A 17,298-nucleotide genomic window follows, 5' to 3' on the forward strand; every position below is an offset into this window, starting at 1 on the left:
AACCGAGTCATGCATGCTCAGCATACGGACCTGTCGCACCTGATCCACCCTCGTTCCATTGCGCTGGTCGGCGCATCGGACCGCGCCAACAGCATCGGCGAACGTACCCTGATCAACCTGGTGAAGCACTCGCGTTTCGACGGCGACCTCTATCTCGTCAACCCGGGCAAGAGCGAGTTGATGGGGCGGCGCTGCTGGCCGAGCGTGGCGTCGTTGCCGGAGACGCCCGACGTCGCGGTGGTGGTCGTACCGGCGACCGGGGTGCTCGCGGTGCTGGAGGAATGCGCGGCCCGCGGCGTACGCTTTGCCGTTATTCTCAGCTCCGGCTTTGGCGAGACCGGTGCCGAAGGCGAGCGCGAGCAGCAGCGCATGAGCGCGATCGCCCAGCGCAGCGGCATGCGCCTGTACGGACCGAATTGCCCGGGCCTGACCAACGTCAACGCGCAGCTCGGCATGACGTTCTCGCCGTCGTTCCCGCACGATCTGGTCAAGGGGCCGATCGGACTGGCCACGCAAGGCGGCGGGCTCGGGCGCAACGTGATGCAGGCGATGGAGCGCGGCATCGGCATCGGCCTGTGGGCGTCGACCGGCAACGAGGTCGACCTGCAGGTCGCCGATTTCATCCACTACATGGCCGATGCCCCCGATATCAAGGTCATCGCCACCTTGCTGGAAGGCATCAAGGACGGCGCGCGCTTCGCCGCCGCGGTGCAGCGCGCGGCAGCCAACGGCAAGCCCGTGGTGGCGCTGAAGGTGGGCCGGTCCGAATATGGCCGTCGCGCGGCGCAATCGCACACCGCATCGCTGACCGGCTCGGCGGAGGTCAACAGCGCGGTGTTCCGCCAGCTTGGCGTGATCGAGGTCCATGACATCGACGAGCTGGTCGACACGGCGTGGCTGCTGGCGCGGGCCTTGCCCACTGAACGCGATGCCCTGGCGATCTACTGCTCGTCGGGCGGTACCTCGGCACTGACCGCCGATGCGGTCGGCGCCGAAGGACTGACGCTGGCCGCGTTCGCGCCGCCAACGACCGAGGCGCTGCGCACCGCGCTGCCCGGCTACGCGGCGATCGGCAACCCCGTCGACACCACCGCCGCAGTGCTGAGCGACGCGACGCTGATCGAAAAGACGCTGGGTGCGGTGGCGAGCGATCCGAATGTCGGACTGGTGGTGGTGCCCATCACGCTGGACTACGGCGAGACCACCACGCGGATGGCCAGCCATATCATCCAGGCGCAGCAGGCCACCAGCACGCCGATCGTGCCGATCTGGATGAGCGATCGCCTGGGCGACGGCTACAAGCTGCTGGTCGAGCACGGCTTCGCACCGCCGCGCTCGGTCAACAAGGCCATCGCCGCCGTGCGCCGCTGGACCGAATACGGCCACTGGCGCCGCCGCAATGCGGGCCGGCAGTTGGCGCGCGTGCCCACAGTGCCATCGCAGCCGGGAGAAAACTCGATCGCGACTCGTGCGTTGTCGGAGGCGGAGGCCAAGGCGCGGCTGCGCGACGCCGGTATCCGCCTGTTGCCGTCCGAGGTCGCCGGCTCCGCCGAGGACGCCGCGCGGATCGCACAGGCGATGGGATTCCCGGTGGTGGCCAAGATCGCCAGCGCACAGATCCTGCACAAGTCGGATATCGGCGGCGTGCGTGTGGGCTTGTCCGATGCGACCGCGGTGCGGCAGGCGTGGTCGGATATCATGTCGGCCGCCGGCAGCCATTGTCCCGATGCGGCCATCGACGGCGTGCTGATCGAAAAAATGGCGCCCGCCGGCGGCCTGGAACTGATCGTCGGCGTGACACGCGACCCGACCTTCGGCCATGTGCTGACATTTGGCATCGGCGGCATCCATGTCGAAGTGCTGCGCGACGTATCCCGTCGCATGCTGCCGCTGGCCGATGGCGATGCCGCGGCCATGATCCGCGAGATCCGTGCCTGGCCTCTGCTGGCCGGTATCCGCGGACGTCCTCCGGTCGATGTGGCGGCGCTGGAAGCGCTGCTGCAGCAGGTGTCGGACTTTGTCCGCGACAACGCGGCCTGGATCGACGAGATCGATCTGAATCCGGTCTGGGTCGATCTGGCCAGGGAAGCCGGCAAGCCGGCGGGCGGTGCGATCCCGCTCGACGCGGTGATCGTCGCGCGGCAAGCGGCCGAGGCTTCGGCATGAGCGGGATCGAGCCCCAGACCCATGCCGCCGCCAACAGCGGCGTCGGCGACGTGGCCCCGCCGCTGGCCGGCATCACGGTCGTCGATCTGAGCGAACTGCTGCCGGGGCCGTTCTTCACCCAGAACCTGGCGGAACTCGGCGCCCGTGTGATCAAGATCGAACGGCCGCCGCATGGCGACAATGCACGGCGCATGGGGGCGGGCGTGTTCGAGGCCGTCAACCGCGGCAAGCAGAGCCTGCTGGTCGATCTGAAGGCGCAGCGCGGACGCGACGATGTGCTTGCATTGCTGGCCGATGCCGATGTCCTGGTGGAATCGTATCGGCCCGGCGTGATGGGGCGGCTGGGCCTGGATGCCGCGACGCTGTGCGAGCGTTTTCCACGCCTGGTGTGCGTCTCGCTGAGCGGTTACGGCCAGCAGGGGCCCTGGGCGCAATTGCCGGGCCATGACATCAACTACCTGGCCGCTTGCGGGGCGCTCGCCGTATCTGGCGAGGCGGGAGGCGGGCCGGCGCAGTCGTTCGGGTTGCCGCTGGCGGATCTGTGCGGTGCCATGTACGCGCTGTCCGCCACGTTGGCGGCGTTGCTGCAGCGCGACCGCACCGGGCGCGGCCAGCATCTCGACGTGGCCCTGGCCGATTGCGCCCTGCACTGGATGAACGTCCGCTTCGGGGCATGGCGCGAGGCCGGCGCGCAGACCTTGGCGGCGCAGCGCGACATGGCCCTGGTCAAGCCCGCGTATGGCGCATTCCGCTGCGCGGACGGCCGTTATCTGTCGGTGGCGGCGCTGGAGGACCACTTCTGGCAGCGCCTGTGCGAGGTGCTGCCGCTGGCCCCGTTCGATGGGGACGCCTGGCGCACGTTATCGGCGCGCAAGTCCGAAGCGCAGGCGATCAATGCGCGTCTCGCGCAAGCGCTGGCCGCGTGGGATGCCGATCAGGCGTTCGATCTGCTGGCGCGAGCCGACGTGCCGGCCGCGCCGGTGGTCGAGCCCGCCGACGTGGCCGCGTTGCCCCAGTTCAGTATCAGGGACAAGTTCCCACACGAGGGGGCGGGAGACGTCCTGCCGCTCGCGCGCTTTCCGGTGCCGATGGCGGGGCTTGCCCCCGGCGGGCCTGGCCACGCGCCGACGCTGGACGATGCGAGGGCAAGCCGTGGCGATGGCCGGCTCTGATCGGTCGAGCGCGCAGCCCGCGTCTTGCGCCGAGGCCGGCGTCCCCATTCGGGACGCAGCCCGCGCGCCGTTCCGCACACGGCTCACCGAGCTGTTCGGCATCGACCATCCGATTCTGGGCGGCGGGCTGATGTGGCTGTCGCGGCCGCGCTATGTCGCTGCGCTCGTCAACGCCGGCTGCATGGGCTTTGTCACGCCGCGTTCCTTCGATGACGCGCCGGCGTTCGCAGCCGCCTTGCGCGAATGCGCGGCGTTGACCCAGGGAAGGCCGTTTGGCGTCAATCTGACGCTGTCCGGACGTGGGGGCGGCAACGATGGCGTGCTCGCGTCGCTCGATATCGCCCTGTCGCAGGGCGTGCGACATTTCGAGACAGCGGGACGTGCGCCGGGCGAACTGATCCGCCGCATCCACGACGGCGGCGGCATGGTCATCCACAAAGCCTCCAACCTGCGGCACGCCCTCGCCGCCGAGCGCGACGGCGCCGACGCCATCGCGCTGGTGGGCATGGAGGAGGGCGGCCATCCCGGCCTCAATGAACTCCCGGCGATGTTGCTGGGCGCGCTTGCGCAGGAGCGTTTGCAGGTGCCGATCGCCATCGGCGGCGGCATTGGGCATGGCAGGCAACTGGCGGCCCTGCTGGCGCAAGGCCTCGACGGCGCGGTGATCGGCAGTCGCTTCCTGGTCTGCGACGAGATCGAAACCCATCCCGACTACAAAAGGCATCTGCTGTCGTGCGACGAACACGCGACCGTGACGGTGCTGCGCTCGCTTGGCAATACCTGGCGGGTGTTGCGCAACGACACGGCCGAACAGGTGGCGGCGCTCGAACGCGACGGCGTGCGAGACTACGCGGACTTCGGCGATCTGCTGAACAGCCGCATCACGCGCGAGCACTGCTATGGAGAGGGCGAGTGGCAACGCGGCATGGTCTCGCTCGGCCCGTCGATCGCGTTTGCCGACCGCATTGCGCCGCTTGGCGACATCGTCGCGATGCTGCTGGCGCAGGCCCGAGCCAGTCTGGATCATCTTCACCACACGGTATGCGCCGAGCGATGACGACACTTCCCTTTATCGATCGACTGGTGCTGCCGGTCATCGCCGCGCCGATGCTGCGCGTCTCCGGCATCGAGCTGGTCTCCGCCGCATGCCGGGCCGGCGTGGTCGGCGCCTTCCCGACCGCCAATTGCCGCTCGCTCGATGAGCTGGACGCGTGGCTGGCGCGCCTGTCCGCCGAAGCGGCCGCCGGAGCGGCGGCGGCAAGCAGATCCGGCCGGCCGCATGGTCCCTACTGTCCCAACCTGATCATGCGGCGCGATCCGGACCGATTGCGCGCGGAAGTGGAACTGATCGCCAGCTATCGGCCGGAAGTGGTGATCACCAGCGTCGGCTCTCCCGCGGCCGCGGTACCGGCGCTGCACGCCGCCGGATGCCGCGTGCTGGCCGACGTCGCGTCGCTGCATCACGCACGGCGCGCCCTCGAAGCGGGTGTCGACGGGCTGGTGCTGCTGACAGCGGGAGCGGGCGGCCATACCGGCTGGGCCAATCCCTTTGCCTTCGTGCGCGCGGTGCGTGCCTTCTTCGACGGACCGCTGGTGCTGGCCGGCGGCATGGCGGATGGCGTCGCGGTGCGTGCCGCTACCGTGCTGGGCTGCGACCTCGTGTCCATGGGCACGCGCTTTATCGGTACGCGCGAAAGCCTTGCGAGCCCGGCTTACCGGGACATGTTGCGCGACAGTTCCCTCGATGACGTGCTGACCACACGCGCCTTTACCGGGCTGCCGGCCAACTTCCTGCTGCCGTCGATCCGACGCGTCGGACTCGATCCGCAGTCGCTCGACGAATCCGTCACGGTGCAGGAGGCGCGCAGCCGTTTCGGCGGTGGCGCCGACGGGGCGGTGATTCAGCGCTGGGCCGATCTCTGGAGTGCGGGGCACTCGGTGTCGGGCGTGGAGCAGGTGGCGACGGTCGCGGAAATCGTCGAGACCTTGCGCGACGAGTTCGCATCGGCAGCGCCAGAGGCGCGAAGTTCGAGCGCGCGGCTATCGGACTGACGATATCCCGGGGTTGCGCTGGTTGGCCCGCTCGTTGGCCCGCTGGCCGGGCCATTCCGTCGCCCGTTCCCCGCCCCCGCGTAGACCTCGACCGGAGACCGCCTCGGACTCGCATTCCGCCTCCCCGCCAACCAGCTGCACCTTCCGCACCGGCACACCAAACTCGACACCAAGCTTGGCCAGCTCCGTGACCATCGCCAGATTGATCGCCTGCTGGATATCCATGTACAGGTTGTAGTCCGGATCGGTGACGAAATAGACCACCTCGAACTCCAGCGCGCTTTCGCCGAAGCCCTTGAAATGCGCGCGGTCGAAGCGCGTTCTGCCTGCGGCGACGACCGCCGACTTGATGAGCTCCGGGATGCGGCGCAGCGTTTCCGGCGGCGTCTGGTATGTCACGCGGAAATTGAACTGGATGCGGCGTTCGGCCATGCGCTTGTAGTTGTGGATCGTCGTCTTCAGCAGCTCGGTATTGCTGCAGACGATCTGCTCGCCGCTCAGCGCGCGCAGCCGCGTGGTCTTCAGGCCGATGCGTTCGACGCTGCCGGCGATGTCGCCGAACACGATGAAATCGCCGTTCTCGAAGGGTTTGTCCAGGCCAATGGCCAGCGACGCGAACAGGTCGCTGAGGATGTTCTGCACGGCCAGCGCCACCGCCACGCCGCCGACGCCGAGGCTTGCCACGAAGGCCGTGATGTTGACGCCCATGTTGGCCAGCACGGCCAGCAGCAACACCGACCACAGCATCACGCGCATCCCCCACGCCATCACCGTGGTGAACACGGGATTGTGGGCCGTGGGGCCCGTGCCGGTCAGCCGGTCGTGGGTCCATAGCGTGACGGCATGATTGATCCAGATGGCGATCTGCAGCCCGATCAGCAGGAACCACAGATGGCCGATGCGGCTGGCCCATTTCGGCGGCAGATCGAGAAAGTCGACGGCGATCAGCAGCGCGGCCAGCAGCAGCACGAAGCGCGACGTATGCCGCAGCATGTCGGCCATGCGATCGATGATTACCGGCCGGGTCCGGGCCGCGAGGCGGTCCAGCCGTGCGCAGGTGAAGCGCAGCAGCGTGATCAGCACCAGATAGCTGACGACGGCGGCGATGCCGGCATGCAGCCAGTGGAGCGCCGAAATCCCCAGAAAGACGTTCAGATCGAGCCATTCCTTCATGCCTTACCTCCTGTGCCGAGACGGACGCATGGGGGAGGGGGCTTGCAGGATTGATGCCACTGTGCGAACGGAGATCGGCGCGCCTTCGGCACATGGCCGGAAATCGCGCTATTTCAAGCGATGAGGCGGTCGACCGTGGCCGCTGCCGTCGCCCGGCATGGCGACGGCAACGGATGCCCCATCTTCCAAAATTCAAACGCGCGCAACGCTGACATGGTGCCCCGGGCCGCAGACGGTCCATCGGATGGAATCCCCTACAATCGTCCCGTTACCCCACATCCACAACAATCGACGGTGGGCACGCACGATGCAGAGCGTTCTGTGATCGGCGAATGCCCGACCCAAGGAGGCAGCCAGCATGTTCACCCCGTGCCCCACCGAACGCAGCCGCGTCATTGCCGACCGCGTCGAACGCTTTGTCCGCGATGTCGTCGTTCCGTATGAAGCCGATCCGCGCTGCACGGCGCACGGACCGTCCGGCGAACTGATCGACGAGATGCGCGCGAAAGCCCGTGCCGCGGGCGTGATGACCCCGCATATCCTGCCCGACGGTTCGCATCTGACGCAGCTCGAGACCGCGGCCGTGCTCAAGCGCTCGGGGCTGTCGCCGCTGGGACCGGTGGCGGTCAATACGATGGCGCCGGACGAGGGCAATATGTTCCTGCTCGGCAAGGTGGGCACACCGGCGCAGAAGCAGCGCTTTCTGGAGCCTCTGGTGCGCGGCGACGCCCGCTCGGCGTTCTTCATGACCGAGCCGGCCGAGGAGGGCGGCGCGGGTTCGGATCCGTCGATGCTGCAGACCACGGCAACCCGGGATGGCGACGACTGGATCCTCCGCGGCCGCAAGAAGTTCATCACCGGCGCCGAGGGCGCGCAGGTGGGCATCGTGATGGCGCGGACCGGCGAACATGCGCAGGCCACGATGTTTCTGGTGGACCTGCCGCATCCGGCGATCCGCACCGAGCGGATCATCGACACGATCGACAGCTCGATGCCGGGCGGGCACGCGCAGATCCTGCTCGACGACCTGCGCGTGCCGTCGGACCAGGTGCTCGGCGAGGTCAACGAAGGCTTCCGCTATGCGCAGGTCCGTCTGTCGCCGGCGCGGCTGTCGCACTGCATGCGCTGGTTCGGCGGCACGGTGCGCGCCGACGAGATCGCCCGCGCGTATGCCACCACGCGCAAGGCCTTCGGCAAGCTGCTGATCGATCATGAGGGCGTAGGCTTCATGCTGGCCGAGAACCTGATCGATCTGCAGCAGGCGGCCCTGATGATCGACTGGTGCGCCGGTGTGCTCGATGGCGGTGCGGCCGGCACCGCGGAAAGCTCGATGGCAAAGGTGGCGGTGTCGGAGGCGCTGTACCGCGTGGCCGATCGTTGCGTGCAGATCATGGGCGGCATGGGCGTGTCGCGCGACACCATCGTCGAGCAGATCCTGCGCGAGGTGCGGGCCTTCCGCATCTACGACGGTCCCACCGAGGTCCACAAGTGGTCGCTGGCGAAGAAGATCAAGCGCGATACGCTGGCCGGTACGCAAACACGCTGACGCTCTGACGATATGCCGTCGCGTCCTTCCCCGGTCCAGCGCGCACTTGCCGTGCTGCGTGCCCTGTCCGATCCCGAGGTGCGCCGCATGAGCGATGTCGCGCGGGCGACCGGACTCGACCCGGCCACGGCATCGCGCATGCTTGACCTGCTGGTGCAGGAGGGCTTCGCCACGCGCGACGAGATGCGCCGCTATGGCATCGGGCCGGAGATCTTCCAGCTGGCCGACGTCGCGCAGCGCCGGGCGGAGCTGCGCAAGCTGGCGCGCCCGGCCTTGCAGCGGCTGGTCGAGGAATTCGGGGACACCGCGGTGCTGACCGAGGCGAGCCGCGGCGAGGCGGTGTGCTCTGACGTGGAGCCGGGCACGGTGGCGCTCAGCGCGAACTACGTCTCCGTCGGCACGCGTCGGCCGCTAGGCGTGGGGGCGGGCAGTCTGGCCGTGCTGGCCTGGATGCCGGCCCCCGAACGCGCGCGCCGGTTGCAGCAGACTTCGCGCAAGCTCGCCAACTATCCCCGGCTCGACGCCGCGGCCATCGCCGCCGAGATCGAAGCCGCCCGGCAGCGCGGGCACGTGATGTTTCTCGACTGGGTGGTGGAGGGCATGGGCGGCATCGCGGTGCCGATTCTCGATGACCAGGGAAGGCCGATCGGCGCGCTCAGCGTGGCGGCGCAAACGGTACGGTTGCGTGCGCGCGAGGCGGCGCTGGCACGGCGGCTGCGGACGGAGGCCGGGCGCATCGCCAGCGCGTGGACGCGATCGGTGCTGTTCTCGCCGGGCGAGCGAAACCGTGGGACGGCGGTACGTCTATCGCGCCGGCCCGCGCAGCAGGGGCGCTAGCTCCTCCGGAATCTCGACTTCGAAACGCAGCACCGCGCTGGCCAGCGCCTTGCCGTAGTTGTCGATCGCCAGACTGCGCGACACGCCGCCGCCAAGCGCACCCTCGGCAACGAAGTTCAGCACCTGCAGCCCGTCGACCTCGTAGCGGGTCACCTCGCCGGCGATCAGCCCGCCGTACAGCGACTTGAATGCTGCCGCGGTCAGCTGCGCCTTGATATGCGGGTAGAACTCGGGCGCGTAGGCGATCACGGCGGTGTTCGACGTATTGCCCTTGTCGCCGGAGCGGCTATGGGCGAGACGGCGCAGGGGGACACGCATGACGTCTCCTCACAGATAGTGGATTTCGGAGCGGATCAGCGCGCGCGGCACCAGCGCCGACCAGACGCCGATGATTTCGCGCGTCCTGTCCTGATGCGGCACACGCTTGCCGGTGGATGCCAGCCCGCAGACTGCCATGCTGTCGATCTCGCGGCCGACCTTGGCCGCTTCCTCGCGGGTCCGCGTGCGGGCCGCCACGCGCACCGCGATTTCGTTCGGCTCGCACGCCGGTTCGGGCGACGCTGCGCCGTGCACGGCGTTGACGCCGAGAAAGTCGATGCGCAACGCATCCGCCTGCAGCTTCGCGATGGCGAAGCGCTCCTCGAGGATGCGTCTGGCCAGCTTCGCCTTCTCCAGGCAGCCGGGCCCCGCGTAGAAGAACATGTCCTCGCCGATATGGCCCTCGGTGCAGCCCAGAGATACCTTCAGCGTATCGGTGGCCGGCAGTCCGCCGACGCCGCCGATGCGCACGCGGTCCGGGCCGACTTGCTCGAGCACCGCGGTCGAGAAGTCGACGATCACGTCCGGCGTGATATAGCGGCGCGGATCGTGGACCTCGTAGAACATCTGCTCCTTGACGGTCTGCAGATCGATGCGCCCGCCGCTGCCTTCCACCTTGGCGATCACGGCGCTGCCGTCGGCTTGCACCTCGGCGATCGGAAAGGCGAGATTCCACGGCTCCGGCACGTCCTTGTAGCCGGGGTCGCCGAAGTAGCCGCCGGTCACCTGCGCGCCGCATTCGAGCAGATGGCCGATCGCGCTGCCGCGTGCGAGACGTGTCACGTCATCGGGCGACCAGCCGAAATGCGCGATCATCGGCGCCAGGAACAGCGACGGATCGGCAACGCGGCCGGTGATCACGATCTGCGCGCCGGCGCGCAGCGCTTCGACGATCGGCGCGGCACCCTCGTACGGTTCGGCGCTGATCAGCGTGTCGCGCAGCGAGGACACCGGCGCGCCGCTTTCCAGCAACGTCAGGTCGAGTTCACAGATGCTGCCGGTCAGATCGGTGGTGGTGATGGCGGCGATCTTCACGCCCGGCAGGCCAAGCTCGTCGCACAGCTCGGCCACCCGCCTTGCCGCGCCGAGCGGATGGATCCACCCCTGATTGCTGACGATGCGCGTGCCGTTGGCGATGCAGTGCGGCAGCACGGCGCGCATGCGTTCGTCGAGGTAGGTGTCGTAGCCCGCGAACGACGGGTCGCGCCGCTTGCGCACCTGCGCGGCGGAGACCGTCGCTTCCGCCATGGTCTCGAAGCAGAGGTAGTCGAGTTTGCCGAGGCGCGCGGAGCGTTCGGCCGGTTCCACGCGATCGCCCCACCAGCCCGATCCCGAGCCGATGCGAAGCGTGTCAGGTGTCGTCATGGTTTTGTCCTCGGGTCGTGAAGCGCAATCATTGCGCCTTGATGCCGGCGGTCCGGATCACGCGCGACCACTTGTCGGTATCGGCCTTGATCTGCGCGGCGAACGCGGCCGAGCCTTCGCCTCCGGGCTCGGCACCGAGCTCCTGGATGCGCTTGCGCACGTCCGGCAAGGCCAGCACCTTGTCGACGGCCTGCTGCAGCTGGCGCAGGCGCTCCGGCGGCGTGCCGGCCGGCGCCAGCAGGCCAAACCAGGAATTGACTTCGTAGTCCGGCAGCCCCGATTCGCGCACCGTCGACACCGACGGCAACACCGACGCGCGCTTGACGCCGGTGACCGCCAGCGCCTTGATCCTGCCGCCCTGGATCTGCGCCAGCGCGGACGGCAGGTTGTCGAACATCAGATTGACCTGCCCCGCAAGCAGATCGGTCATCGCAGGCGCCGCGCCCTTGTAGGGCACGTGCTGCATCTTGACGCCGGCCATCATGTTCAGCAGCTCCCCCGACAGATGCGGCGAGCCGCCGGTGCTGGTCGACGCGTAGTTGATCTTGCCGGGTTCGCGCTTGGCCAGTCCGATCAGCTCGCCGACGGAGTTCGCCGGCAGCGTGCTGTTGACCAGCAGCACGTTGGGCGAATTGGCGACCAGCGTCACTGGCGCGAAGTCCTTCGCGCTGTCGTACGGCATGCGCGGATAAATGAACTGGTTGGTGACCTGCGTGCCGAGCGTGCCCATCAGCAGCGTGTAACCGTCGGCCGCGCTGCGCGCGACTGCCTCCGCGCCGATGTTGCCGCCGGCGCCGGGGCGATTCTCCACGACCATCGGCTGACCCAGCGTTTCGCCCGCCTTCTGCGCGACCAGTCGCGCGAGGATGTCGGTGGTGCCGCCCGGCGTGAACGGGACGATCAGGCGAATGGGCCGGCTCGGGAACGCCTCGGCCGCGATGGCCGGCATGGCGGCGCCGGTCGCGCTGCACAACACCGCAATACCGGCAAGCACGGCGCGCCGCCGCGCATGGGAATGACGCTGCATAGGGTTGTCTCCTCGGCGCGAGGCCGCGCACGCTGGTTTCGTCAATGGAAACTCTGTGCGGCACAGGGTAGGGCGCCGTCGAAAGCAGCGTCAAACGAAGGGGGCAGATTTTCATTGGATGAAAATTTCTGTGCGTGAAGCGGTCGGGACCGCCCGAGTTCGAATTCTCATCAAGCTCACGGTCACCCCGGCAGTGCCGGATTGCTAAGGTTCGGCGCCTTTTCGACATAGTCGCCGCGCCATGCGGGCGGATACGATGGCCGCGCGGCACTGCAGTCATTTCGCCGCCAACCTTTAGCCCTTATCGAGGACCCATATGAGCTTCATTTCGTCGCTGAAGTCGTTCATCACGATGCCCGGACGCCTGGCCCAACACGAGACGCAGTCCATGTCGCATCCACCGGGCGCGCTGCCGGGCAAGCTCGCCGGCGCCACCGGTGCAAACGGTGCGAGCGTGATTGGGGATCTGAAAGCGATGCTTGCGCCGATGCCTGGCGCTGCGTCATCGCAGGTCGATCTGCAGGTCGATCTGCAGGCCGAGGCGGCGCGGTCGATCCGGCAAGCGACTCGCCTCTACGTCTGATCGGACAGACGCACCACGCACGCAGTAGCGGGTAGAAAACGAAAAAAGCCCCGGAATATTCCGGGGCTTTTTGCCGTTCCGAGGGTCTTTCACTCGGCGGCGCCGTACATCGCGCGAATCGACACGCCGGCGCTTTTAGCGCGCCGTCGCCGCCATCAGCGACATCCCACCGACCAGTACCAGGCTTAAGGCCCATGCGGCGTCCGTATTGAGCCAGCTGCGCGATACCAGCGCGAGGCCGACGTGGCGATAGGTGATCCACGCCATCGCGCCGCCGCCGGCCATCATTGCCGCGGCATGAACGATCGAGACCAGTACGGCCATGCCGGCGTTGCCGAAGGCGAGCGCCGCGGCGGCCTGGTGGCCCGTGTCGACGGCTGTGCTGCAAAGGCCGAGATAGATCGGTACCAGCATCAATCCCGCGCCATGCGCGAGCGCGATCGCAAAGGACCACAGCGTCAGCCGCGACGGCGGGATGCGGGCCAGGGCGCGCGCGTGGCGCCGCCGCGCCAGCAGCGCGACGCCATAGCCGATCACGAGCGCGGCGGCGACGAAGCGGATCTCGCGCTGCCAGGTGGCCAGCGACGCGAGCAGACCGAATGGCAGCATCAGCGTCATCACTGCGGCGGCATGACCGAGGCCGAGACAGCCGAGCGCGGCGAACACGGCGTCGTCGCGCCGGGCCATCAGCCCGTTCGACACCGCCAGCGGCCAGCCCATCGCGGGACTCAGGCCGTGGTACAGGCCGCTGACCATCACACCGGTCCACAGACCGGCCTGTTCCCACGTCATCGCGGTCCGACGGACGGATAGCAGAACGAATCGGTCGAGCAGTCGCCGCCTTCAAGGCGGATCTGATGGGCGCGGTAGCCCGCAGGAAAGTCGACCCAGAAGTCGTCGGCCAGCGTCAGGCCGCCGTCCGGGTCGGCATGCGCCATGACCTGCGCGGCGGGCACGCCGTCGGGATAAAACTGGTTGTCCCAGCTCGAATAGAGCGAATTGGACCAGTACACGCGGCGGCCGTCGCGGCTGATCTCGACCATCTGCGGTCCTGCGGCGAACGACTTGCCGTTCGGATGCGGCGTGCGCCGCGCGATGCCGCCCAGATGCACCGAGCCGGTCAGCTTCGGCTTGCGCGGATCGGTGACGTCGTACTGGCGCATCTCGCCGGTGCCCCAGCAGGACACGTAGAGAAAGCGGTCGTCGAGCGACAGGTCGATGTCGGTCACCAGCGGCGGCACGGCGCCGAAGCCCTGCAGCAGCGGCGGCAGCACGTCGGCCGGGGCCGGTTCCGCAGGAATCGTCGCCGTCTTCTCGACGTGGAATTGGCCGTCCTCGCGCCACCACGTCCAGATCGATCCTTCGAGGTTGGTGGTATCGACCACCACGCCGACGAAGCCGTACTCGCGCACCGGGTCGTGGGCAGGGCGTACTTCCAGCGCCATCTGATGCTGTGCGCCCAGGTCGATGGTCTGCACGTTGCGCCGCGCGCGCAGGTCCCAGAAGTGCAAGCGGTGCCCATAGCGATGGGACAGCAGATCCTCGGGCACCAGGCCGTTCTCGAATTGCGGCGGCAGCGCCCATTCGCTCGACACCATGTAGTCGCGCGGCAGGTTCCACCAGAAGTCGTAGTGCTTGTCCTGCGGACCACGATCGATCTCCCAGCGTCCGAGCACGTCGAAGGTTTCGCAGTCCATGATGAAGATGCCGGGCGCGCCGTCGGTTCCGTCCTTGCCCCCGCCGCCGAGCGTGCTGACGTAGATACCCTCGGGACCGCAATGCACGGTGTGCGGCCGCGAATACCCGGTCTTGCGGAAGATCTCGTCGGGCTCGATCACGCGGTGGATCGCCGCCTGGGTCGGATGGGGTTTGGTATCGACGATGTAGATGCGCGAGGAGCGCATGCCGGGGATGATCAGGAAGCGCCGTTCCAGAAACGCGTGCCCCGTCAGCGGCGATAGCGCCGACGAGCAGGCATTCCAGCCGAAGTGGTGCAGTTCGTCGCCGCGGTGGGTCATCGGCACCGTATGCACGACCTGGCTGTAGGTCGGCGAGCCCGGCTTGACGTCGATGACGGCGAGCGCATCGGGCTGCGAGGCATCGGGGCTGAGCATCACCGTGTAGGCGTACTCTTCCGCCGGCGCCTGCATCGCCAGCGCCGGCGATGCGTGGAATGTGGGATCTGGCCGCAGGCTCATCGGAGGCCCCTCCTTGCAGCGGATATGTCGAGCGAACCTATCTACACTAGGTCGCGACAGAAGGGGCGTCAACGAAACGGGGGCCTTGTCTTACGACGGATTTCGAATGAGCTTATGCGGCCGCGGGCCTTACACCACCTTGCCCGGATTCATCAGCCCCAGCGGATCCAGCGCCTGCTTGATTGCCCGCATCATCGCCAGTTCGACCTCGCTCTTGTAGCGCCGATTCTCGTCGCGCTTGAGCTGGCCCAGACCGTGCTCGGCGGAAATCGAGCCGCCGTGCGCATGCACGCTGTCGTGCACGATGCGGTTGATCTCATCCTGGTTGGACAGGAAGGCGTCGTGGTCCTGTCCCGCGGGCGGCGACACGTTGTAGTGCAGGTTGCCGTCGCCCAGATGGCCGAAGGTGACCATGCGCACGCCGGGAAACGCGGCCTGCAGCCGGGCGTCGGTGCTGGCGATGAAGTCGCCGATGCGCGAGATCGGCACCGCGATGTCGTGCTTGATGTTCTTGCCTTCCTCGACCTGCGCGAGCGGAATGTGCTCGCGCAGATTCCAGAAGTCGCGCGATTGCTGTACCGATTCGGCCACCACCGCGTCGACGACGATGCCATCGTCGAAGGCCGCTTCCATCATCGTCTCGAAGGTGGCGCGCGCATGCTCGGCGCTTTCGCTGTCGGACAGCTCGAGCAGCACCACCTGGGGATGCGGCCGGTCGAACGGATAGCGCAGCTGCGGATAATGGCGAGTCACCAGCTCCAGGCACATCGCCGACATCAGCTCGAAGCCCGTCAGCATCGCGCCGGCATGACGCTGGGCCAGCCCCAGCAGCGCCAGCGCGGCGCGCGGGTCGGCGACCGCGGCCAGCGCCGTCACGCGCGCGCGCGGCGCCGGGTACAGCTTCATCACCGCGGCGGTAATCACGCCCAGCGTGCCTTCGGCGCCGATGAACAGGTCGCGCAGATCGTAGCCGGTGTTGTCCTTGCGCAGGCCGCGCAGCCCATTCCACACCTCGCCGCTGGCGGTCACGACTTCCAGGCCCAGGCACAGCTCGCGCGTGTTGCCATAGCGCAGCACGCCGGTGCCGCCGGCATTGGTGGCCAGATTGCCGCCGATGGTGCAGCTGCCTTCGGCGGCCAGGCTCAGCGGAAACAGGCGGTCGTGCTCGGTGGCCGCCTGCTGGACCTGCTGCAGGATGACGCCAGCCTCGACGGTGATCGTGTTGTTCAGCGGATCGACCTGGCGGATGCGGTTCAGGCGCTTGAGCGACAGCACCACCGAGGGCTGCGACGCATCCGGCGTGGCGCCGCCGCACAGGCCGGTGTTGCCGCCTTGCGGCACGATGGCGATCTGGTGCGCATGGCAGGCGCGCACCGCCGCGGCCACTTCTTCCGTGGTGCCGGGCAGCAGCACGGCCAGCGCATCGCCGGTATAGCGCCGGCGCCAGTCGGTCAGATAGGCGGCCTTGTCGTCGGCCTCGGTCAGCACGTGGGTCGGTCCGAGCGCAGCGCGGCACAGCGACAGGAAGGAGTGGAGGCGGGCGTCGGTCGGGGCTTGCGTCATGGCGATGGGCTGTCGATGGAAGCGGCGGGTGGATCGGATCGTGCGGGGCGGTCAGCGCCGCGCGTGCGGAGAAGCCGGCGCGTCGGCGCTGGCCTTCGCCCGCGCACGGCGCTTGTACGGCCGCAGATAGAAAATGGTCGCGAAGAAGAACAGCAGCGTCAGCGCGACCTCGCACCATGCGAGCCACGACGACGGCGCGCGGTCGCTGGTGGCGCGCACGATGCCTTCGGTGAAATACAGCAGGATCAGCATCGACGACCACTGCATCGTGTAGCGGTTGCGCGTCAGCATGCCCCGCAGCGGCAGCAGCAGCGGCAGGAACTTGATGATCAGCCACGAGCCGCCCGGCCGCAGCGGCGCCAGAAACCATTCCCAGGCGATCGACAGCACGATCAGCCCGAGCAGGCTGGCGATGCTCAGGCGGTACAGCAGCGGGCTATGCAGCGCGGCGTCGTCGCGGGTGTCGACTGCGGTCATCGCGCGGCTCCGTTGGCAGGGGCGTTTGCTGCCAGCCGCAGCGCGGTCTGCGCCAGCCGCTTGCCCATCGCGATCGCCAGCGCCGCTTCATCTTCGCTGACCGGCCGGCTGTTGTCGCCGAGCGCGTGGTGGCTCGGGCCATAGGGCGTGCCGCCGCCGACGGTGGTCATCAATCCGCGCTCGCTGTAGGGCAGCCCCATCAGCAGCATGCCGTGATGCAGCAGCGGCAGCATCATCGACACCAGCGTGGTTTCCTGGCCGCCATGCAGGCTGCCGGTCGAGGTGAAGGCGCAGGCCGGCTTGCCCGCGAGCGTGCCCGACAGCCACTCGGCGATGGTGCCGTCGAGGAAATACTTCATCGGCGCGGCCATATTGCCGAAGCGGGTGGGACTGCCGAGCGCCAGGCCGATGCACTCGTGCAGGTCGCGCAGTTCGACGTAGGGCGGGCCGTCGGCCGGAATGTCCGGCGCCGTCGCCTCGCACACCGTCGAGACCGGCGGCACCGTGCGCAGCCGCGCGTGCGCGCCGGGCACGCTGTCGATGCCGGTCGCGATCAGTTCGGCGAGCTTGCGGGTGCTGCCGTGGCGGCTGTAGTAGAGGACCAGGATGTCGGACATAAGGGCGCGCAGCAGAGCGAGAACGGAGAGAACGGAGCGAACGGGGCGAACGCGGCGAACCGGGCGAACCGGGCCGGAAGGAAGCGGCCGCCAGCGAGGAAAGCATCGCCATGCCCCGCTGCCTGATCGTGGCGGCACCGGCATGGTCTGCGATGCAACCGGCGTATTATAGTGGCGGGCTCGGCGCCCGCCGCCATGGAGTTT

At 68.2% G+C, this 17,298-nt stretch carries 16 protein-coding genes; 7 read left to right on the forward strand and 9 right to left on the reverse strand.

All coding sequences use genetic code 11. From position 1 onward, the window contains the following. Positions 1 to 9 precede the first annotated feature (9 nt). From J5T34_RS05430 to J5T34_RS05445, 4 genes are read left to right on the forward strand one after another with little or no spacing between them, the layout of a single operon-like run. On the forward strand, positions 10 to 2,166 hold the full coding sequence (locus J5T34_RS05430) for an acetate--CoA ligase family protein (protein ID WP_208578943.1): 2,157 nt from the start codon (positions 10 to 12) through the stop codon (positions 2,164 to 2,166). Further along, positions 2,163 to 3,338: a CaiB/BaiF CoA transferase family protein gene (locus tag J5T34_RS05435; protein ID WP_208578944.1), complete on the forward strand. Its 1,176-nt coding sequence runs from the start codon at positions 2,163 to 2,165 to the stop codon at positions 3,336 to 3,338. Before J5T34_RS05430 ends, J5T34_RS05435 begins: the two co-directional genes overlap by 4 nt. After that, positions 3,325 to 4,395: an NAD(P)H-dependent flavin oxidoreductase gene (locus tag J5T34_RS05440; protein WP_208578945.1), complete on the forward strand. Its 1,071-nt coding sequence runs from the start codon at positions 3,325 to 3,327 to the stop codon at positions 4,393 to 4,395. Before J5T34_RS05435 ends, J5T34_RS05440 begins: the two co-directional genes overlap by 14 nt. Then, on the forward strand, positions 4,392 to 5,390 hold the full coding sequence (locus J5T34_RS05445) for an NAD(P)H-dependent flavin oxidoreductase (protein WP_208578946.1): 999 nt from the start codon (positions 4,392 to 4,394) through the stop codon (positions 5,388 to 5,390). Before J5T34_RS05440 ends, J5T34_RS05445 begins: the two co-directional genes overlap by 4 nt. Here J5T34_RS05445 and J5T34_RS05450 read toward each other — a convergent pair. Further along, complete coding sequence (locus J5T34_RS05450) at positions 5,379 to 6,563, reverse strand: mechanosensitive ion channel family protein (RefSeq protein WP_244258706.1); 1,185 nt, start codon at positions 6,561 to 6,563, stop codon at positions 5,379 to 5,381. The genes J5T34_RS05445 and J5T34_RS05450 overlap by 12 nt on opposite strands. A gap of 358 nt (positions 6,564 to 6,921) precedes the next feature. Here J5T34_RS05450 and J5T34_RS05455 point away from each other — a divergent pair, with 358 nt between their 5' ends. Next, entirely contained in the window at positions 6,922 to 8,109 is a 1,188-nt protein-coding gene (locus J5T34_RS05455; RefSeq protein WP_208578947.1) for an acyl-CoA dehydrogenase family protein, read from the forward strand. A gap of 12 nt (positions 8,110 to 8,121) precedes the next feature. Then, the gene (locus tag J5T34_RS05460; RefSeq protein WP_208578948.1) at positions 8,122 to 8,946 is read left to right on the forward strand and encodes an IclR family transcriptional regulator; all 825 of its coding nucleotides are present in this window, start codon (positions 8,122 to 8,124) and stop codon (positions 8,944 to 8,946) included. Here the strand turns inward: J5T34_RS05460 and J5T34_RS05465 are convergent. Genes J5T34_RS05465 through J5T34_RS05475 form a run of 3 tightly spaced genes read right to left on the reverse strand, consistent with a single transcriptional unit; the run spans position 8,914 to position 11,656 of the window. Further along, on the reverse strand, positions 8,914 to 9,264 hold the full coding sequence (locus J5T34_RS05465; protein WP_208578949.1) for an AtuA-related protein: 351 nt from the start codon (positions 9,262 to 9,264) through the stop codon (positions 8,914 to 8,916). The genes J5T34_RS05460 and J5T34_RS05465 overlap by 33 nt on opposite strands. Positions 9,265 to 9,273: 9 nt before the next feature. Next, a complete protein-coding gene (locus J5T34_RS05470) occupies positions 9,274 to 10,629 on the reverse strand; it encodes an acyclic terpene utilization AtuA family protein (RefSeq protein WP_208578950.1) in 1,356 nt (451 codons plus the stop codon). Between the two features lie 28 nt (positions 10,630 to 10,657). Beyond that, positions 10,658 to 11,656, reverse strand: a complete 999-nt coding sequence (locus tag J5T34_RS05475; RefSeq protein WP_208578951.1) for a Bug family tripartite tricarboxylate transporter substrate binding protein — start codon at positions 11,654 to 11,656, stop codon at positions 10,658 to 10,660. A 316-nt stretch (positions 11,657 to 11,972) separates the two neighbouring features. On the opposite strand from J5T34_RS05475, the gene J5T34_RS05480 reads away from it, so the two are divergent. Beyond that, the gene (locus J5T34_RS05480; protein WP_208578952.1) at positions 11,973 to 12,239 is read left to right on the forward strand and encodes a hypothetical protein; all 267 of its coding nucleotides are present in this window, start codon (positions 11,973 to 11,975) and stop codon (positions 12,237 to 12,239) included. Between the two features lie 135 nt (positions 12,240 to 12,374). On the opposite strand, the gene J5T34_RS05485 is transcribed toward J5T34_RS05480, so the two are convergent. The 5 genes from J5T34_RS05485 to wrbA all read right to left on the reverse strand — a co-directional run bounded on the left by J5T34_RS05485 (position 12,375) and on the right by wrbA (position 17,094). Continuing rightward, on the reverse strand, positions 12,375 to 13,031 hold the full coding sequence (locus tag J5T34_RS05485) for a hypothetical protein (protein ID WP_208578953.1): 657 nt from the start codon (positions 13,029 to 13,031) through the stop codon (positions 12,375 to 12,377). Then, the gene (locus tag J5T34_RS05490; RefSeq protein WP_208578954.1) at positions 13,028 to 14,437 is read right to left on the reverse strand and encodes a selenium-binding protein SBP56-related protein; all 1,410 of its coding nucleotides are present in this window, start codon (positions 14,435 to 14,437) and stop codon (positions 13,028 to 13,030) included. The genes J5T34_RS05485 and J5T34_RS05490 overlap by 4 nt, the downstream gene beginning before the upstream one ends. 129 nt (positions 14,438 to 14,566) lie before the next feature. Beyond that, complete coding sequence (locus J5T34_RS05495) at positions 14,567 to 16,000, reverse strand: FAD-binding oxidoreductase (protein WP_208578955.1); 1,434 nt, start codon at positions 15,998 to 16,000, stop codon at positions 14,567 to 14,569. A gap of 51 nt (positions 16,001 to 16,051) precedes the next feature. After that, complete coding sequence (locus J5T34_RS05500) at positions 16,052 to 16,477, reverse strand: DUF2069 domain-containing protein (protein ID WP_208578956.1); 426 nt, start codon at positions 16,475 to 16,477, stop codon at positions 16,052 to 16,054. Next, positions 16,474 to 17,094, reverse strand: coding sequence for an NAD(P)H:quinone oxidoreductase (wrbA, locus tag J5T34_RS05505; protein ID WP_208578957.1), 621 nt, complete (start codon positions 17,092 to 17,094; stop codon positions 16,474 to 16,476). Before wrbA ends, J5T34_RS05500 begins: the two co-directional genes overlap by 4 nt. Positions 17,095 to 17,298: the final 204 nt, after the last annotated feature.

The sequence above is a fragment of the Cupriavidus gilardii genome, from assembly GCF_017598945.1.
Taxonomy (GTDB): domain Bacteria; phylum Pseudomonadota; class Gammaproteobacteria; order Burkholderiales; family Burkholderiaceae; genus Cupriavidus; species Cupriavidus gilardii_E.

Coding starts and splice junctions, on each gene's coding strand:
- J5T34_RS05430 (WP_208578943.1), top strand. CDS start 10: ATGCATGCTCAGCATACGGACCTGTCGCACCTGATCCACCCTCGTTCC.
- J5T34_RS05435 (WP_208578944.1), top strand. CDS start 2,163: ATGAGCGGGATCGAGCCCCAGACCCATGCCGCCGCCAACAGCGGCGTC.
- J5T34_RS05440 (WP_208578945.1), top strand. CDS start 3,325: ATGGCCGGCTCTGATCGGTCGAGCGCGCAGCCCGCGTCTTGCGCCGAG.
- J5T34_RS05445 (WP_208578946.1), top strand. CDS start 4,392: ATGACGACACTTCCCTTTATCGATCGACTGGTGCTGCCGGTCATCGCC.
- J5T34_RS05450 (WP_244258706.1), bottom strand. CDS start 6,563: ATGAAGGAATGGCTCGATCTGAACGTCTTTCTGGGGATTTCGGCGCTC.
- J5T34_RS05455 (WP_208578947.1), top strand. CDS start 6,922: ATGTTCACCCCGTGCCCCACCGAACGCAGCCGCGTCATTGCCGACCGC.
- J5T34_RS05460 (WP_208578948.1), top strand. CDS start 8,122: ATGCCGTCGCGTCCTTCCCCGGTCCAGCGCGCACTTGCCGTGCTGCGT.
- J5T34_RS05465 (WP_208578949.1), bottom strand. CDS start 9,264: ATGCGTGTCCCCCTGCGCCGTCTCGCCCATAGCCGCTCCGGCGACAAG.
- J5T34_RS05470 (WP_208578950.1), bottom strand. CDS start 10,629: ATGACGACACCTGACACGCTTCGCATCGGCTCGGGATCGGGCTGGTGG.
- J5T34_RS05475 (WP_208578951.1), bottom strand. CDS start 11,656: ATGCAGCGTCATTCCCATGCGCGGCGGCGCGCCGTGCTTGCCGGTATT.
- J5T34_RS05480 (WP_208578952.1), top strand. CDS start 11,973: ATGAGCTTCATTTCGTCGCTGAAGTCGTTCATCACGATGCCCGGACGC.
- J5T34_RS05485 (WP_208578953.1), bottom strand. CDS start 13,031: ATGACGTGGGAACAGGCCGGTCTGTGGACCGGTGTGATGGTCAGCGGC.
- J5T34_RS05490 (WP_208578954.1), bottom strand. CDS start 14,437: ATGAGCCTGCGGCCAGATCCCACATTCCACGCATCGCCGGCGCTGGCG.
- J5T34_RS05495 (WP_208578955.1), bottom strand. CDS start 16,000: ATGACGCAAGCCCCGACCGACGCCCGCCTCCACTCCTTCCTGTCGCTG.
- J5T34_RS05500 (WP_208578956.1), bottom strand. CDS start 16,477: ATGACCGCAGTCGACACCCGCGACGACGCCGCGCTGCATAGCCCGCTG.
- wrbA (WP_208578957.1), bottom strand. CDS start 17,094: ATGTCCGACATCCTGGTCCTCTACTACAGCCGCCACGGCAGCACCCGC.